At 51.1% G+C, this 16,263-nt stretch carries 13 protein-coding genes; 9 read left to right on the top strand and 4 right to left on the bottom strand.

Annotation, left to right across the window (positions count from 1 at the left end; genetic code table 11):
- The first annotated feature begins 88 nt into the window (after positions 1 to 88).
- The 5 genes from Q31b_RS12955 to Q31b_RS12935 all read left to right on the top strand — a co-directional run bounded on the left by Q31b_RS12955 (position 89) and on the right by Q31b_RS12935 (position 8,287).
- Positions 89 to 730: a hypothetical protein gene (locus tag Q31b_RS12955; protein ID WP_146600120.1), complete on the top strand. Its 642-nt coding sequence runs from the start codon at positions 89 to 91 to the stop codon at positions 728 to 730.
- A gap of 188 nt (positions 731 to 918) precedes the next feature.
- Complete coding sequence (locus Q31b_RS12950) at positions 919 to 5,709, top strand: lamin tail domain-containing protein (RefSeq protein ID WP_146600119.1); 4,791 nt, start codon at positions 919 to 921, stop codon at positions 5,707 to 5,709.
- 77 nt (positions 5,710 to 5,786) lie between these two features.
- The gene (locus tag Q31b_RS12945) at positions 5,787 to 6,455 is read left to right on the top strand and encodes a hypothetical protein (RefSeq protein WP_146600118.1); all 669 of its coding nucleotides are present in this window, start codon (positions 5,787 to 5,789) and stop codon (positions 6,453 to 6,455) included.
- 296 nt (positions 6,456 to 6,751) lie between these two features.
- The gene (locus tag Q31b_RS12940; RefSeq protein WP_146600117.1) at positions 6,752 to 7,471 is read left to right on the top strand and encodes a PEP-CTERM sorting domain-containing protein; all 720 of its coding nucleotides are present in this window, start codon (positions 6,752 to 6,754) and stop codon (positions 7,469 to 7,471) included.
- Between the two features lie 72 nt (positions 7,472 to 7,543).
- Positions 7,544 to 8,287: a SapC family protein gene (locus Q31b_RS12935; protein ID WP_146600116.1), complete on the top strand. Its 744-nt coding sequence runs from the start codon at positions 7,544 to 7,546 to the stop codon at positions 8,285 to 8,287.
- Between the two features lie 25 nt (positions 8,288 to 8,312).
- Here the strand turns inward: Q31b_RS12935 and Q31b_RS12930 are convergent, their stop codons facing one another.
- On the bottom strand, positions 8,313 to 8,513 hold the full coding sequence (locus tag Q31b_RS12930) for a hypothetical protein (RefSeq protein WP_146600115.1): 201 nt from the start codon (positions 8,511 to 8,513) through the stop codon (positions 8,313 to 8,315).
- A gap of 442 nt (positions 8,514 to 8,955) precedes the next feature.
- Between Q31b_RS12930 and Q31b_RS12925 the strand changes: the two genes are divergently transcribed.
- The 3 genes from Q31b_RS12925 to Q31b_RS12915 all read left to right on the top strand — a co-directional run bounded on the left by Q31b_RS12925 (position 8,956) and on the right by Q31b_RS12915 (position 10,920).
- Entirely contained in the window at positions 8,956 to 10,008 is a 1,053-nt protein-coding gene (locus Q31b_RS12925; protein WP_146600114.1) for a DUF1559 family PulG-like putative transporter, read from the top strand.
- A gap of 33 nt (positions 10,009 to 10,041) precedes the next feature.
- Complete coding sequence (locus tag Q31b_RS12920; RefSeq protein ID WP_231617540.1) at positions 10,042 to 10,479, top strand: carboxypeptidase-like regulatory domain-containing protein; 438 nt, start codon at positions 10,042 to 10,044, stop codon at positions 10,477 to 10,479.
- A 153-nt stretch (positions 10,480 to 10,632) separates the two neighbouring features.
- Entirely contained in the window at positions 10,633 to 10,920 is a 288-nt protein-coding gene (locus Q31b_RS12915; protein ID WP_146600113.1) for a hypothetical protein, read from the top strand.
- A gap of 77 nt (positions 10,921 to 10,997) precedes the next feature.
- On the opposite strand, the gene Q31b_RS12910 is transcribed toward Q31b_RS12915, so the two are convergent.
- Together Q31b_RS12910 and Q31b_RS12905 are read right to left on the bottom strand one after the other, a co-directional pair.
- Positions 10,998 to 11,213 carry a hypothetical protein gene (locus Q31b_RS12910; RefSeq protein WP_146600112.1) on the bottom strand — a complete coding sequence of 72 codons (216 nt, stop codon included), beginning with the start codon at positions 11,211 to 11,213 and terminating at the stop codon, positions 10,998 to 11,000.
- Positions 11,214 to 11,322: 109 nt separating this feature from the next.
- Positions 11,323 to 12,063 (bottom strand): lamin tail domain-containing protein, encoded by a 741-nt coding sequence (locus Q31b_RS12905; RefSeq protein ID WP_146600111.1) that lies wholly within the window; start codon positions 12,061 to 12,063, stop codon positions 11,323 to 11,325.
- A gap of 981 nt (positions 12,064 to 13,044) precedes the next feature.
- On the opposite strand from Q31b_RS12905, the gene Q31b_RS12900 reads away from it, so the two are divergent.
- Positions 13,045 to 14,874, top strand: coding sequence for an endonuclease/exonuclease/phosphatase family protein (locus tag Q31b_RS12900; protein ID WP_146600110.1), 1,830 nt, complete (start codon positions 13,045 to 13,047; stop codon positions 14,872 to 14,874).
- Here Q31b_RS12900 and Q31b_RS12895 read toward each other — a convergent pair.
- Positions 14,871 to 16,262, bottom strand: coding sequence for an endonuclease/exonuclease/phosphatase family protein (locus Q31b_RS12895; protein WP_146600109.1), 1,392 nt, complete (start codon positions 16,260 to 16,262; stop codon positions 14,871 to 14,873). The two genes, Q31b_RS12900 and Q31b_RS12895, sit on opposite strands and share 4 nt — an antisense overlap.
- Position 16,263 lies beyond the last annotated feature (1 nt).

Here is a 16,263-nt window from a genome sequence, read left to right as displayed (position 1 = left end):
TTCGGAGAAGTTAGAAGAAGTGTTTTTACGCCCACTGGCGCGTCGCCGGTGGGCGTCAACTTAGAACGCGTATTTGGAGAATGTTGAAATGAGATTTGTGTACAGTTTCGCGATTGCCCTCGCGGTGTTGGTCGTTCCAGCACACGCCGCGGTATTGAATGTCGGTGATGTAAACATCACGGAAGGAACTACCAGCGTCGATATGATCGTATACGGAAGTGGTGGTGATCAAGTTACGTCGTTCGCAACGTTTATTGCGGTTGGTGACGATCCGGCTGCAGCGTTTGCCGGAAACGTCAATGCGTTCATCACCAATGTGGACAACAGCCAAGGCATCTTCGGTCAGAGCCCTGCTTTTGACCCATTCTTGGGTGATGGTGGAGGTTTAGCGGCTGGGCCTACGGCAGGCTTGGTAGGTGCAGATTGGACACTATTTGCTACCAATGCCAACTCCGTCACACTGAACGGCAGCGAGCTGTTTCGTTTCACCGTTGATACTTCTGGTTTAATGGCTGGCGACTCGCTCAATGTTACGCTTGACACAGAGAGCTTGACCGGACAAAACCCGATTTTTGGCCTGTTCGGAGGTGGATCCAGTTTGGCGACCGGAGATTTTACGGGAACGATCAGCGTGGCCCCCGTCCCATCGCCAACCAGCTTGGCTGGTTTGGCGTCGCTCGGATTGGTTGGTTGTGGTGCAGCCATTCGCCGTCGTCGCAGAAACGCCTAAGCGTCACTGACTTTGACCCAATGTTGATTATCAAAACGGCTCGCTGCGGGGCACGCCCCCAGCGAGCGTTTTCCAGTTTTCAAAATACCGTTCGTACTAGTCGTCCGCCACATCTCACGTTCACTACATAACGACCGAGGTGCGGCGAACGGTTAGCCCCCAACGTAGAACTTTCCCTAGAGCCCTTCATGTTTGCCATTCTTGAGAGATTCTTCAACACCGACCGATCGACAGGTCGCCGTAATCGGAAAACATCTTCGCGTGATTTCCGACGTGCCGCGCTGTTTGAATCACTCGAAGACCGCCGACTACTCGCCGCGATGCGAGTCGCCAGCTACAACGTTTTGCACGGTCCTGACAATGCCAGCGAGGACGCTTACTTTCGTACCATTTTGGAGGCGATTGGCAACGAAACCAAAGCCAGCATCACACAGCCCGTCGACTTGTTGGTTCTGCAGGAAACCAATAACACGTCGATCAACCGGATTGAGAGTATTCTTGATTCGCTCTATACCGACAACTACTCTTTCGTCCTGTCCCCCAGCTATTCGGGACTGAGTTACGGCTTTGTTTACAACACGGCCACCTTGCAATTACTGGGCACACAAAACGTCTCGGGTTCGTTCACTCGGCCACCGCTTCGTGGACACTTCCAACCGCTCGATGCGACCGCCAACGATGCTGACTTCTATATCTATTCAACCCACTTGAAAGCCGACTCCGGCGGCGGTGACTCAAGCACGCGAGCGTTAGAAGCAAGTCAATTACGAGCCAACGCCGATGCGCTTGGAGAAGGCGAGAACGTCTTGATCGTCGGCGACTTCAATATGAAAAACAGTTTCGAAGGAGCCTACACCAACTTGACCGCCAGCGGTGCGGGGCAGGTGCTTGACCCGATCAATTCGCCCGGCAATTGGACTAACAATAACGCTTTCAAGAGTATTCATACTCAAGATCCTCGCAGCGGTTTCGGGGGCATGGACGATCGCTTTGACTTGCAATTTGCCAGTGGCGAGTTATTCGTTTCGGGTGGGCTCGACTACATCCCCGGCACCTACCGTGCCTTTGGTAATAACGGTACCCATAGTCTCAATGGTGGACTGACCGGGACCGGTGCCGCAGCGAACGTCTTGGATGCACTGCGAAACGCCAGCGATCACATCCCCGTGGTCGTCGATTACGAATTCCAAACCGTTCCGGTCGGTGTTACGATCAGTGAGTCCAATGGCAGCACCATCGTTGCAGAAAACAGCTACTTTGACTCCTACTCGGTTGCGCTGAACACAACCCCCGCCGACGACGTCACTGTGACCGTCACGCCAACCGCCGAGATCGATCTAGGGCAAGGACCCGGGGTGGCAACACAAATGGTGTTCACACCACAAACCGCTTTCCTTCCACAAACGGTGATGGTCAAAGCAGTCGATGATCTTGTCAGTACCGGTAACCTGGCTCGCGGTATCACTCATTCGTTCAACAGTTCGGATGCCAACTACAACACGCTTTCAAACAAGAATGTTGATGTCATCATTGTGGACAACGAATCACCAACGATTCTGATAAACGAAGTGGATGCCGCAACGACCAACAACCGCGAGTTCATTGAACTTTTTGATGGAGGAATCGGCAACACGCCTTTGACGGGCAAAACTCTCGTGCTCATCGATGGCGCGACCGACTCGGTGTACTCGACACTTGATTTAGATGGTTACACGACGGATGCCAACGGCTTCTTCGTTATGGGGGATGCCGGAGTGCCAAACATCCATCTGACGTTCGCAAGCGGCTTATTGTCTGACGGTGCGGATGCAGTAGCACTCTACGACGCAAATGTCTCGCAGTTTCCAATCGGTGCTTCCGTGACAACGGCCAACCTAGTCGATGCCGTTGTCTATGACACGGACGATGCCGATGATGCAGGTTTGTTATCGCTGCTGTTACCCGGTTCACCTCAGATCAACGAGAACCAAAACGGAGCCCAGAACACCCAGTCGATCTCGCGGATACCGGACGGCGGTTTAGCTAGGAAAACCCAATCCTTTGTCGCGACCACGCCGACGCCGAATGCCTACAATCTGCCGAGGCCAATCGGTCTTTCAATCTTGAATAGCGATGCGTTAGAAGTTGCCGAAACTGGAGCGACGGACTCCTATTCAATCGCACTCACATCGGTCCCAACCGACGATGTCCTCGTCACAATGGATCCGAGTGATGACTTGGATTTAGGGAGCGGTCCGGGAGCGCCGATTCAATTGACCTTCGCGGGTGGCAGTGCAATGTCGCCGCAGATCATCACGGTCGCGGCCTTCGACGATTTGTTTGCCGAAGGTATCCATGCAGGCTTGGTCGAACATACCATCAGCACTTCCGATCCTAGCTACGCATCGCTATCCATTGATGACATCAGCGTCACCGTTTTGGACGACGAACCGCTGCCGCCGCCATCGATCGTGATCAGTGAGATCATGTACAACCCGGCCGGCAGCGAGGGTGCGTTTTCGACTGAGTGGGTCGAACTTGTCAATGCGGGAACCGCCACGCAAGACATCAGCGGATGGAGATTGTCGGATGAAGACGGCGACTGGGGGGTGATCCCATCATCGACGCTATTGCAGCCCGGCCAGACCGCCATTCTCTTCGATGGCGTCGACACACCGATCACCACGCCGGCCGGTTTTCGAAGTACCTGGAACATCCCCGCTTCGGCCCTCGTGATCCCGGTCGAATGGAGTGATTTGGACAACGATCCGTCGCCAATCAACGAGTTGTTGCAGCTCAAGAATCAATTCGGATTCTTAGAAGACGAAGTCAACTTTGATGACGAGGGATCTTGGCCGAGTGATGATCCCGACGGAGCGAGTCTCTTCTTAACCGACATCCGAGCAGACAACAATGTTGGGACAAATTGGGCGCGGTCGGTGTTTGGTAGCGACGATGCTGTCCAAGCCAACGGTTTTCCGTTTTCAAGCTCAGACGTTGGATCACCAGGAAACGCCCCCGCAGTGGTTGTCGCCAACTTGATCGTGACCGAATCGGGCGGCAGCACCGATGTGAGCGAAGGTGGCATGGGTGACAATTTTACGATCGCCTTTGACACCGAACCTAGCGACGACGTGGTCGTGACGCTTACACCGGATAGTCAACTTGACCTAGGCAGTGGTCCCGGTGTCTCCGTCCAACAAACATTTAGCAGTATCAACGCACTGACCGGAATCAGCATCGCGGTGAACGCCAACGATGACGGTGTCGCAGAATCAACTCATGGAGGCATCGTTACGGTTTCAACGACCAGCAATGACATTGGCTTTAACAACTTGGTCGTCGATGACATTATCGTCAACATAACGGATAACGACATTGCGGGGATTTCGATCGTTCAATCTGGAGGGAGTACCGATGTCACCGAAGGTGGGACGGTTGATCATTTCACTGTTGGGTTGGATACAATCCCTAGTTCGGTCGTGACTGTCACCATCACTCCCAATAGTCAATTGGATCTCGGAAATGGCGTCGGTGTGGCAGTTGAACGCGTATTCGACGGTCTAAATGCATTGACTCCAACCGAAGTCACCGTACTTGCATATGATGATTCTTTGAGTGAGGGTTTTCATAGCGGACAGATCGCATTCTCAATAACCACTGCGGATCCTTTTTATCAAGACGTGCAACTCGCTAACGTTTACGCCAATATCCTTGACAATGATTCCGAAGCGATTCTGTCCATACCTGATGTGGTGATCACGGAGGGCACCACGTCGGTCGATGTCGTAGTTTATGCAGATGGTGGCCAACAAGTTACGTCATTCGTTACCTTCGTACAGGCCGGGGACGGCGGCCCAGTGTTTGGTGGTACTGACTCTTGGATGGTGACGGGAATTGACAGTTCAAGTGGAGTCTTTGGCTTATCATCAGCCTTTGATCCATATATCTTTTTTGGCGATCCGCTAACCACGCCATCATCTACCGCCGTGGATCCTAGTTGGTCACTTTTCGAGACCGCGACGAACTATGTAACGCTCGATGGAAGCGAGCTTTTTCGCTTTACGGTTGACACATCCGGCTTGAATGCCGGGCAATCCATTTCGGCATCACTCGATACGGAAATGATCACAGGCCAGCCGCCAACGTTTGGTCTTTTTGGAGGCGGGTCAACCTCCGCAACGGGCGACTTTGATGTAAACATAAGTGTCGTAGCTCCTTCTTCCGCAATCGTCAGTCGCCACATTTTCTACGACAAGTCGTTCTTCGACGGCAACGGAGCCAACAACGATGGCCCAAATGACGATGCTGCGATCGACACCGGAAAATCGGCTCTCCTACAGGGGCAAACCGCAACGCGTGACAACTATACCGCATATAACCGCGGCATTAACGGCATCATGGTGGATATCGACAATCCGGCTGGCACCTTGACCGTGAACGACTTTGAGTTCCGAGTCGGAAATAGCAACACCCCATCAACGTGGGCCCTAGCAACGGCGCCCACCAGTGTGACTCACATTGTGGGTGGCGGTGAGGGTGGTTCCGATCGAGTTGTCATTAAGTGGGCCGACAACGCGATTGAAAAAGAATGGCTTCAAGTCACGGTGCTCAACAATGCCAACACTGGACTCGCTGCGGCGGACACCCACTATTGGGGTAACGCGGTCGGTGATTCTTTGAATGACACCGGCAGTGCATTCGTCAATGCGTTGGACGCGGATACGATTCGCGCCAATCCAAGGAACTTCCTAAACGCTGCTCTGGTCGATGATGTTTATGACATCAACAAGGACCGTTTTGTGAATTCCCTCGACTCCGATATCGCTCGTGCAAATCCAACAAACTTTATCAGTGCGTTGAAGATGATTTCTCCCCAAGCTGTCGATCATCTTGTAAATGAATCTTTAGCAGATGTTTTGTTTGGTCTCGATGAAGAAAGGGATAAGTTCGGTCGAATCGAGAATCTTTCGCTTGAAGCTATGACCTATGTCAGATAAACCAGTCACAAGCAGCACTGTGTTTGTGCATCGCCTAAATCATGTTTAATTGATTAACAAAAACCTTGGAGAATCGTATGAAGTTTCTTATCCTAACTTGCTCGATGATTGTAGCGTTGTTTGTCATCAAAGACGCCAATGCCGAAGCTGTACTTACCCTTTCCGACATTCAGATTACGGAAGGGACGACGAGTGCTGATGTCATCGTGTTCGCCGATGGTGGCGATCAGGTCACGTCTTTTGCAACATTCATTGCGGTTGGCAATGATCCCATGGAAGCGTTTGCTGGAAATGTCCCGGCTTTCATCACCAACGTGAATAACACGTTGGGCGTTTTCGGTCAGAGTCCTGCTTTCGATCCATTCTTGGGTGATGGTGCAGGTTTGGGGGCTGGACCTACGGCAGGCTTGGTAGGTGCCGATTGGACACTCTTTGCCACCAACGAGAACTTCGTCACACTGGACGGAAGCGAGCTGTTCCGGTTCACCGTTGACACTTCTGGTTTGACGGCGGGCCAATCGATTGATCTCACGCTCAACACCGATAGTTTAACGGGTCAAAACCCAATCTTTGGATACTTTGGTGGGGGAAGCCAACTCGCGGCGGGCGACTTCACCGGAACCATCACAGTGGTTTCGAGTGCTGTCCCGGAACCATCGGTTTGTTGCCTGTTTCCCATGCTGGTATTGTCTTCGCTGGTTTTACGACGCAGAAAGACTGGCCGAGTCAACGCGGCGTGTACCTAGGCCCAAGAATGCTTTCATGGAAATTCGCTCGAAGTGTTGACTGTCCTAACGCACGTTATTGCCAAGAAACAAGTGTATTCGTTTACAACGTTTCGAAAGCTTCAGTCCTTAGACAGTTAGACCTCGATACACGACTGGAGAGTTCGAGCGGTTATCCTCCGCACCGGACGCCCCCCCCGGCTCGTGTCCTGGCTGCGATGCCAGGACGCCGGTTCGCCCGGAGCGTCGTTGCATTGTTCGAGCCATGGTGAAATCGTCCCTTTCAATCTTTTTATAACTTCCTGTAATAAACTATAATGCGTCTCCTTGTATTGCTCGCTCTGTATCCAACGTTCGCCGCGATTTACCCCCAATCCGCGACGGCTGCGCCGATTGTCGTCGGTACCGTCATCGATAGCTTCGATGATCCGACTCCCCAAATCAACAGTCTCGATTATTTGACGGCCTCGCCGACCCGAACGACCTATTCGGCGCGTACCGATCCGAGTATTCTTGGCTTGGAACGCGAGATGTTTTTTGAGGTTACTCAGAACCCAGGATTGCAAGCGAGTGTGAACGTCCTGCCTATCTTGGGTGGTGTTCTCAACGTCAATAATGGTGCCGGCGTGAAAAGCACCAGCCGTGTGCTGTGGGATGGCATCGGAACGTCATCTCTCAATACAGACTTGACCAATGGTGGTGTCGACAACTTGTTGGCGGCTAGCTTGATCAGTGTCGATCAAACCGCCGAGTTGACCTTTCGCCTAGTCGATACATCTAGCCGAACAGCAACACTGACACGATCGAATTTGTCGTCTGGAACCGAGCTGTTCGAATTCGCCGATTTCACACAGACAAGCGGCTTCGACTTCCGTTCCATCCGCTCGGTGGAACTCGCAGTTACCGGTCCCGAAGGCGTCGACTTGAATCTGGACTTTTACGGAACCGCACATGTCGTCCCCGAACCAACTGCCCTCAGTGGTTTGCTGAGCCTCTTTGTGTGGGGCGTCGCCGCTAAACGACGGAAAAGGCGTTGAATCGATTCAAGGAACACCAATTCAAATTCGCGTTCTTTCAACTAGTTCCTCCAATCAATACGAAGATTAGATATGACGAAGCAACAGATGATCTATGACCAAGTCGTACCGGTATCGAAGGAGCGGCACGGATCGCTAGGCGTGGATACCAGTTTTGGATACGAGTTCGCTCGGGGCGTACGCACCGTGCCAATCGTTGCCGCTGAAATCCCGCAGGCCGCACGTGAGTACGCTGTCGTGTTCGCTCCGACAGGCAATGGAAATGATGTCGCCCCGATGGCGATTCTCAGCGTTCGAGAAGGTGAAGACTTGCATCTGTCCAACGATGGTGAATGGACCGCCAGATACATTCCAGCGTTCTTACGACGTTACCCATTCGTATTCGCGAATGCGGGTACTGCGAACAATTTCACGCTCTGTATTGATGAGAGTTGGGGTGGCTGCAATCGGGATGGATCCGGAGAGAATCTGTTTGACGAGAACGGCGAGCGCACCGAGTTTCTGAATCAATTGGTTCAGTTCAATCAAGACTTTCAACGCAGTTCGCAAATGACAGAACTCTTTTGCAGTCAATTGCGAGAACTCGACCTTTTGGATGCGAAGCAGGCGAAATTAACCTCACCCGAAGGCACAGAAACTCGTCTGACCGGTTTCTTTATTGTGGATCGCGAGAAACTGAAGACACTTCCGGGTGACAAACTCGAAAAGTTGTCTCGCAACGGCATGCTCGAACTACTGTACGCACACCTTCTTTCTCTCCACAACTTAGGCGTTAGCACAAAATCGACTCAGAATCTAGTCACTGCAAACAGCTAGGTTTGAACGAAGTGAATCGATCAACTCAACGGAAGTCCGCCTTTTCGGGCACAGCCCGTTTGTGAGTGTTTTCGACAGCCGTCTTGGCGACCGTTCCGGTGATATCGCTGCGGGCTTGTAACCTCTTTATCGACTCAGATTTCGAGCCTTCTTGGTACACGACCGGAAGCGGCTTGGCGGTTCCGTACTCATTGATTCCGGACACAAGAATTGCGAATATCACCATACTGCAATCGTCGAAAATAAACGTTTAAAGAAGCTTGTTAAGGTTTCGTGAAATCAGCTTGCTCGTTTTCGCTAGCGTGCCATCATCAACCAAGTTTCTGAATGATCTTCGGCCTCAAGTTCAGTCGCTGATGGGTCAGGGATGCCACGTTACAACTTTGTAATGTCACCCCGACTTTCATCGTCATTGTTTAAGCATAGGCATGAATGAAGTAGGCAGAACGGAAGGCTCGAAGAGCAAAACTTGAAGACTTCTTTCAAACGATGAAGTTTGAATGTAGTTGCCTGGTTAAGCCTTGTTTGTGCAGCGTTCTCGCCTATAAATCACCAAAAGTAACCATCAGACATGATTTGCAAATCAACACCTCAACGCACCGTATTGAAACAGGACGTTCGCAAAAGTGTCGATAAAAACTCAATTGATATTTAGTGGAGATAAAAAAATGAAGCGCAAAGCGTTTACGTTGGTCGAATTGCTGGTGGTCATCGCGATCATCGGCGTGTTAGTCGGCCTATTATTGCCAGCCGTTCAATCAGCTCGTGAAGCCGCCCGGCGGATGCAATGCCAAAACAACATGAAGCAGATTGCCTTGGCAACCCACAATTTTGAAAGCACCTACAAGCATCTTCCGCCAGGCTTGACGACATTTGTCCACAAGAACACAAAAACAGGTGCACCCATCAATTGGTATGGAAACAGCGTTTTCGCCTACATCTTGCCGTTCATCGAAGCGCAAAGTATTCATGAAATGTGGGATTGGTCCGAAACCTTTGAAGCGGCGGTCCAAAACACTCGTGATCCTGCCGATATTCGCTCGAAATCGACGGATGCAGCTTCGGCGCAAATGGTAAGCACGTTTTTGTGCCCGTCGGACATTACCGAGAACGGTAGGCCAATCGAACTCGATTATTCGGTGATGGGATACTCAACCGGTTTTTTCGGCCAGACCAGCTACATCGCAAACGGAGGCACGCATTCCACCTACTTTCGAGACGCTGACATGCAGTCCGATGGCGTCTTTTCCATGACCGGTGAAGACTCTCAGCCGGAAACGTTCCAGCGATTTCTCCGCGATGGTGAACCGCCTTCAAAATTTGCTTCCATCATCGATGGTACGAGCCAAACGCTACTGTTTGGTGAACGGTTCCACTACGACCCAATTTTCGATAACCAACTGTACGACAGCCCTACTAAGTTCAGCCGCTACCCAATCCATAAATGGTCGGCATGGGGATGGACCGGCGGTGGTAACGGAACGACTCATTTGTTTGGAAGCACGCGTGTTCCCATTAACTACATGACATCCGAAAGTGATGGTCAAAATTATTCGTCGGTGAATTTCCGTATGTCGGCTTATGGAAGCGGGCACTCGGGCGGTGCCAACTTTGCGTTTTCCGATGGCAGTGTCCGATTCCTTACCGAGAGTGTCAACATGGTTTTGTTCCGCGCCCTGAGTACCAAGCACGGGAACGAAGTCATCCAATACGAAGAGTAACTCGATTCTTGTTTTCACTGATAGGTTACAACAATGTTTCACTTAAAATCGATATCCGGGTTGCTTGTCATCGCCTGCTGTTCGATAGCCGTTTTCGGTTGTAGCAGCGAGCCCGCCAAAGGTGTCGTCACAGGGGTGGTGACGAAAAACGGAAAGCCGCTTGACGGCGTTCTCGTATCGTTCATGCCAGACTCGCTGAAAGGGACGGATGCCAAGATGTCGCGGGCCACGACGGACGACCAAGGACACTATCGGCTCGTCTATACGGGCAGCGGAAGGGAAGAGGGAGCCGCGGCTGGCTGGCATCGAGTGACGATCGAGGATCTTGCATCGGAGAATTACCGCGGCAGTGGTCCGCCGCCCGCACCGCGAGTCTCACCGATATACATGGACCCTTCGGCTACCCCCTTTTCGATCGAAGTCAAACCGGGCGAACAAGAAATCGACTTGGATGTCAAATCAAATCGGTAGTCTTGGGATTCTTGTTTGGCAACTCATTGAATTCTTCGTTGAACTTCATCATTCCTTCGATTGGGCTGATTAAGCTTGGTGCCATGAAAGAAGAAGAGAAACGCGTCCATGTGGATGCCAGTTCTGTTCTCGAACCAGCAAGATGAATGAACGATGGATGAAGAACTTGAGTTAGACATCGCGTCAGCAATGAGAGAAAAGTCGACGGAAGTCGAGGCTTTCATGCGAATTCACGGCATGCCCTTTGAAAAAGCGTGTGCGATTGTGGGGCTTCGTCCCTCCGAGTACGAAGGCGCTCACACTCCACTTCATTGGTTGCCCTTGCCTGAAGACATCGAAAAGTTGGTTGAGCCCTTTCGTGCCGAAAAAGTCCGGCTCGGGGAATGGTTGCCCAATGTCGACGATCCCTTAGCCATTTTTCAATCGATCAATAATGAATAAAATGGTTGGAGTCCATGCTTTAGCCGATTGGCGAGACTCTTGAATCGCCAAAAGCTTGGAATCCAACCAACCCATCTCTATCGTGGTTGGAGCGGTTCTCGCCCGAGTCCGCGATTGAGATTGTCGAAATATTCGTCCGGTACGATTTGGGTTACATTTACTTTCGAATGACGAAGTCGCTCGACTTCGCTGATCAGTTCGGTTAGTAAGTCCGCTACTTCTCGTCCCGCATCTTCACCGATATTGATCCGCAAGCATTTCTGAGCATTTTGACTTAGATGGTTGATTTTCATGATGTCCCATCACAAGAGGGTTGAGTTAAGGGGGGGTGAGTCGATAAAGAAATCGCGTGGGGCAGAAGCACTGCCACACGCGTTCAAATCATCCCTTACTTACGTCTACCTATCGCATTGCTTTGCGGCCACGACGTCGAAGCCGGTTTAGGCCAATCAGACCGAGCGAAGCCAATCCCATCAGAGAGCTCGGAGCTGGGACGGGCGAAGTGACATGGGTTCCTGGGGTCGTATTAGCCAAGAGGAGTGCGATCTTAGCCGCGTCGTCTGCGCCCTCAAGTGAGTCCACTCCGCCGAATGTCCATTCGGATTCGGTAAAGATGCCGCTGCTAGTCGTTACACTCGCGTTCCGAATGGCATAACCGTCGGTGTATTCCCATGTTTCGCCACTGCCGTCGACACCATCGTATCCATAGATGTCGACGATGGTTGCACCGGTTCCGTCGACCGGGTCGGTGCCGTCAGCCAATCCTTCGAACAGAACGATTCGATCATCGCCGTTAATGAACGCCCCGGTATCAAAGAAGTCGGGGTCGAAGCCGTAGGTCGTAAAGAACGTTCCGTCCCCAAGTTCATCGCTGTACTCATAACTGATCACGTACGAATCGCTTGCGGCAAGCGTTCCGGTTAGAGCCAACGAGCCCGCTCCCAATTCGGTATTGGAATTATTTTGGTTGCCAATACTGTACAGCGACAAATCGATCGCTGTGGTTCCCGTGTTGGTCAATTCGACGAACTTGGGGAGCCCTCCCGATAAGGTGCCATCCACCACTTCGGAAATGATTAGGTTTGCACCGAACGTTGGCAGTGTGCACAACGCGGCAAACGCGAGACTTAAACAAACACGCATTTTTCAGGATCTCTTTCTTTAGTCGAGACAACAGACAATCGCTACGACCGAGTAGCGAAACTTTCGTCGGGATCGTACCACATCGATACCATCAAAGCGGCTCGAAACCTACAACGCTAAAGAAAACTTCATGGAGTTCAAGTAAAATTCATATTGGCCAAATTTAATGGCATTCCCCTATCATTTCCGTATAAGACGTGGCCAAAGTCTATCTCTCTTCGGTTGATGAATACCCCGGGAAGAACAATCGTTCAATGACAAGAAGAGCCCGCCATGACGATCCGGTTCGATTCCCGTGTCCATTTGATTTTGATGGATCATGGTGACTTGAAGCTTCTAGATCGCAGAGCCGGGAAGCCAAGTTTCAGCTTATTGTGCGATCAAGAATGATCTAAATTTCAACGGCCAATGCAACCCAATTGGCAAGTTGGATCGCGATTAGTTTTCACGGTACTCGAACTCGCTCACATCTATCTAGGAAAGCTGTCGCAAACTGCCCACTCGAGACCGTTCGTCTCCGTTGGGAATTCTGCAAACCTTGGCATAGATGCTCGCCCGTTCATTGTCCCGCAATATGTCGATTCGCCAGATCTTGAATGCCGACGATCGGACTTCGCTCCGGCCCACAAAGAAAACTTCTGAATTCGTACTGACTGCGAGCATGCTTAAAAAACCCAATTGATTGAGTAGGGGTCACAGAGACTGGTCAAACACTCGAAACCATGACGTCTCCATCTATACCACATAAAATATTCACGAAGTTCCAAAGAGGCGATCGTCGCAACTATGGGTGTCTAACATGATTCCAACTTCGCAATACACAGCAGTCCGTTTGAAAGCTTTTCCGTCGAAGTGACGTAGCGGTGACATCGAAATGAAACCGGGCGTAGGAATTTAACAATATATTAATCCATACTGCGCGCTTGCAAAAAGGAACAAGCGATAATCATGCCTTTGCAAGCCTAATGTCTGGAGAAATTTATGTTGTTGGTCTACACAAGTCGGCTCCTCGAAATCAGTTTCAGGAAGCCGTTCGCATTCTTCCCGTTTGCGTTTGTCGCTCTCGGTCTGATCACCCCCTGCTACGCGCAATCGGTGGCAAATGCCGTACGATCGCCTGGGTTCAAATTGGAACAGCAGGTTCAGAGGGGTTTGAATGCAAATCTCTTTATGCAAACCTCCGCGGAATATCGCGCCGCTTGTATTCAGGCTTATCAATGTGCCTCTCAACGTTTGCGTCAACAACTCAAGTCGAAAAACACCCAAACTGACAAGCTGGCGGTGGTGATGGATCTGGACGAGACCGTCATCGATAACGCTGGTTTTCAGACGCATCTCTTTCAATCAGGACTTGCGTATGACCAACGACTGTTCGATCAGTGGGAACAACAAGGGGGCAACGAAGTCGAACTAATTCCAGCTGCAAAGGAGTTCATTCTCGCTGCCCGCTCGCTCGGCGTGACGGTGTTCTTTATCAGTAATCGCAACGACTGCTTTCGCGAACAGACGAAACGAACACTCGACCGGTTGGGAATTCCAATCAAGGACGACCGAGAATTGAAACTGAGTACCACAACGAGCGACAAAACCGAACGTCGAGCTGAGGTAATTCAAGATGGCTTTGAAGTTCTCTTGAACATCGGTGACAACCTGAGAGATTTCGACGAATTGTTCAAGACGCCGCTGCTGAACAACGATTCAACAATTGCGGAGACAACGGCGGCAATTGAACATCGAAAGCTCGCCGTGGACCAAGCTCGATCTCAATGGGGAAGGAATTGGATTGTGTTGCCCAATCCGGCCTACGGTGAATGGATGAAGCCACTCAACCGTGGACTTCGCGACCTACAGCAATTGAAGCACGCCAAGCCAAAACTGGGGGTCGCTTTTTGGAACGTCGAAAACTTGTTTGATACCGAGGATGATCCAAACGTCGAAGGGGATGAGGAGTTCACCTCGACAGGACCGAAGAAATGGACACAGGACCGATATCAGATCAAACTAAAAAATCTTGCTACGATCATCGCTCGAATGGACGACCATCAAGGCCCTGACATACTAGGCCTATCCGAGGTTGAGAATTCTGTCGTTTTGGAGCATCTCATTGAAACTTTAACGTCGATCGGCCGGAACTACAAAATCGTGCATCAGGATTCGCCGAGCGGTCGCGGCATTGATTGTGCAATCATTTATGATTCAGACGTTGTTGACTTGAAAGATTCAAAGTTTCATTTCGTCGACGCTGGAACGACACGAGACATTGTCGAAGCAACGTTCACCCGAAACGGACAAGATTTGACTGTTTTTGTCAACCATTGGCCCGCGCGTAGTCACGAAGCTTCGTTCCGAATCGCCGCCGGCATCACGCTGCGAAAACGCATCGACGAGTTGTTGAATGTAGATGCTTTGGCTGACATCATCGCGATGGGCGATTTCAATGATCATCCCGAAGACGAATCGATTCGCACTGCTTTAGGAGCGACCACAGATCTAAACGAGATCCGTGGCGGGACCCTCTTCAATACGATGTTTGCCTTGGAATCAATCAATCCCCCTGGAACCTACGTTTACAACAATCAATGGGAAACACTCGACCAAATCTTTGTTTCGCCGGGAATGCTCATTCCCAACGGAGTCTCTTGGGTTTTGGGATCGACTCGGCCTGTCGTTTTAACACCCAACCAACTGTACGATCCACTCGGCGACGCCATCCCCAGGCCGAGTCGCTCGTTCTCAGGCAATTCGTTTCATGAAACCGGTTATTCGGATCATTTACCCGTAGTCAGTTCCGTGTATTGGGCCAAAGATTAGCCTTCTTCTAAATCAACCACCATCATCGCATGGTCGCTAGCCGTCACCATGTTTGCTGCGTTTTGATCAACTGACGAAAACTCGTCTGAATGAATGAGGAAACCGCCAACGGTTTGCAATCGCGAGGTGTCTACCGTGACGTAGTCAAGTCGTCCCGGCCAAAACGATTCACGTGGCGAAATGGCTCGCCAGGTCACCGCCGAACCATCGACGGGCGAACGGAGCATGATGTCCTGCAAGCCACCCTGGTTGAGAATGTCCAGTGGTTTTCGCGAGCCAACCAAGTTGTAGTCGCCAAGCAGCACGACTCCTGCGTCCTTTGCCTGCTCGCCAAATTCACCGGTTCGTATTCTGGCTATTTGAGCAAGCACATGCTCAGCCTCATAAACTCGAAGCCGATCCTCTTTACTGCCACTCGATCCACAGCAATCGAAGTGGATTGATATCACCACAATTCGCTCGCCGTTCGGAAATTGAATGAGTGCTGCGGCACCGCGATAGAGCGACAGGGGAATCGGTGTAAGCTCAAATTTGGTTGCAATCCCGCATCCGTTTTGCCAGTGATAACTCGTATCTTGACTAGCGTTGGGGATGACGCCCGGAGCTCCTTGGCGGAATCCGGACTCGTCCCATTCCTCGTTGAAACAATAGACATCCGCGTTTGCAAACACGAACAGTCGACGAATCGATGCCGACCGTTCTGGGTCACAAGTGCCTTGATGCAACGTGTTCATACTGGCAATTCGAATGCATCCCGGTGAGCGTTCGGCGATGAATGGCTCTCGAGTCGTCGCCATCGCTCTCTGGGGCACCGAAATAGAAAGGATACCATCAAGAGAATCGGAACCATCAAAGCCTATCGTTAATTCATCGTTTGGTTCGACGCCTAACCTACCAAGATCGATGCGCATTTCAAAGTCATTCGATGCAAAGGTTGGCAGACAGACAAAATCCAAATCGGCCCACGCTAATGTGGATTCAGAATCCGATCCCGAAAGGGTGGCTGAACGATTGCGGAAATCGATCGTCAATTTCCGAGCTGTTGGCATTTTGACAATCATTCGCAGCGTTCCCTCTTCGGGTCTACCAGATTGCAACCCAACGGGTTCATGAGTTTTCAGCCGAACAAACATCACGCAGCCATTCATCCGTACTGACACAGCAGCCAAATCGATGATCCCTTCCGTATCTCCGGCCGGATCGTTTGCGAGCACGTCTGACGGTTGCCATTCGCTCACTTCACCGTCGAGATAAACGACTTCATTCGTTTGGGCCATCACTATCGCCGGCAGCATCGTTCCGAGTAAACAAGCGATGGAAAATAGAAAAAGGTAACGCATTGAATGAGGTGCCTTGTAGGTTAGCGTCAGGTAACGGTCGAAGGCCATT

Source organism: Novipirellula aureliae (genome assembly GCF_007860185.1).
Lineage (GTDB): Bacteria > Planctomycetota > Planctomycetia > Pirellulales > Pirellulaceae > Novipirellula_A > Novipirellula_A aureliae.
Note: the sequence above shows the minus strand (reverse complement) of the source record. Positions and strands in the feature narration are given on the sequence as shown.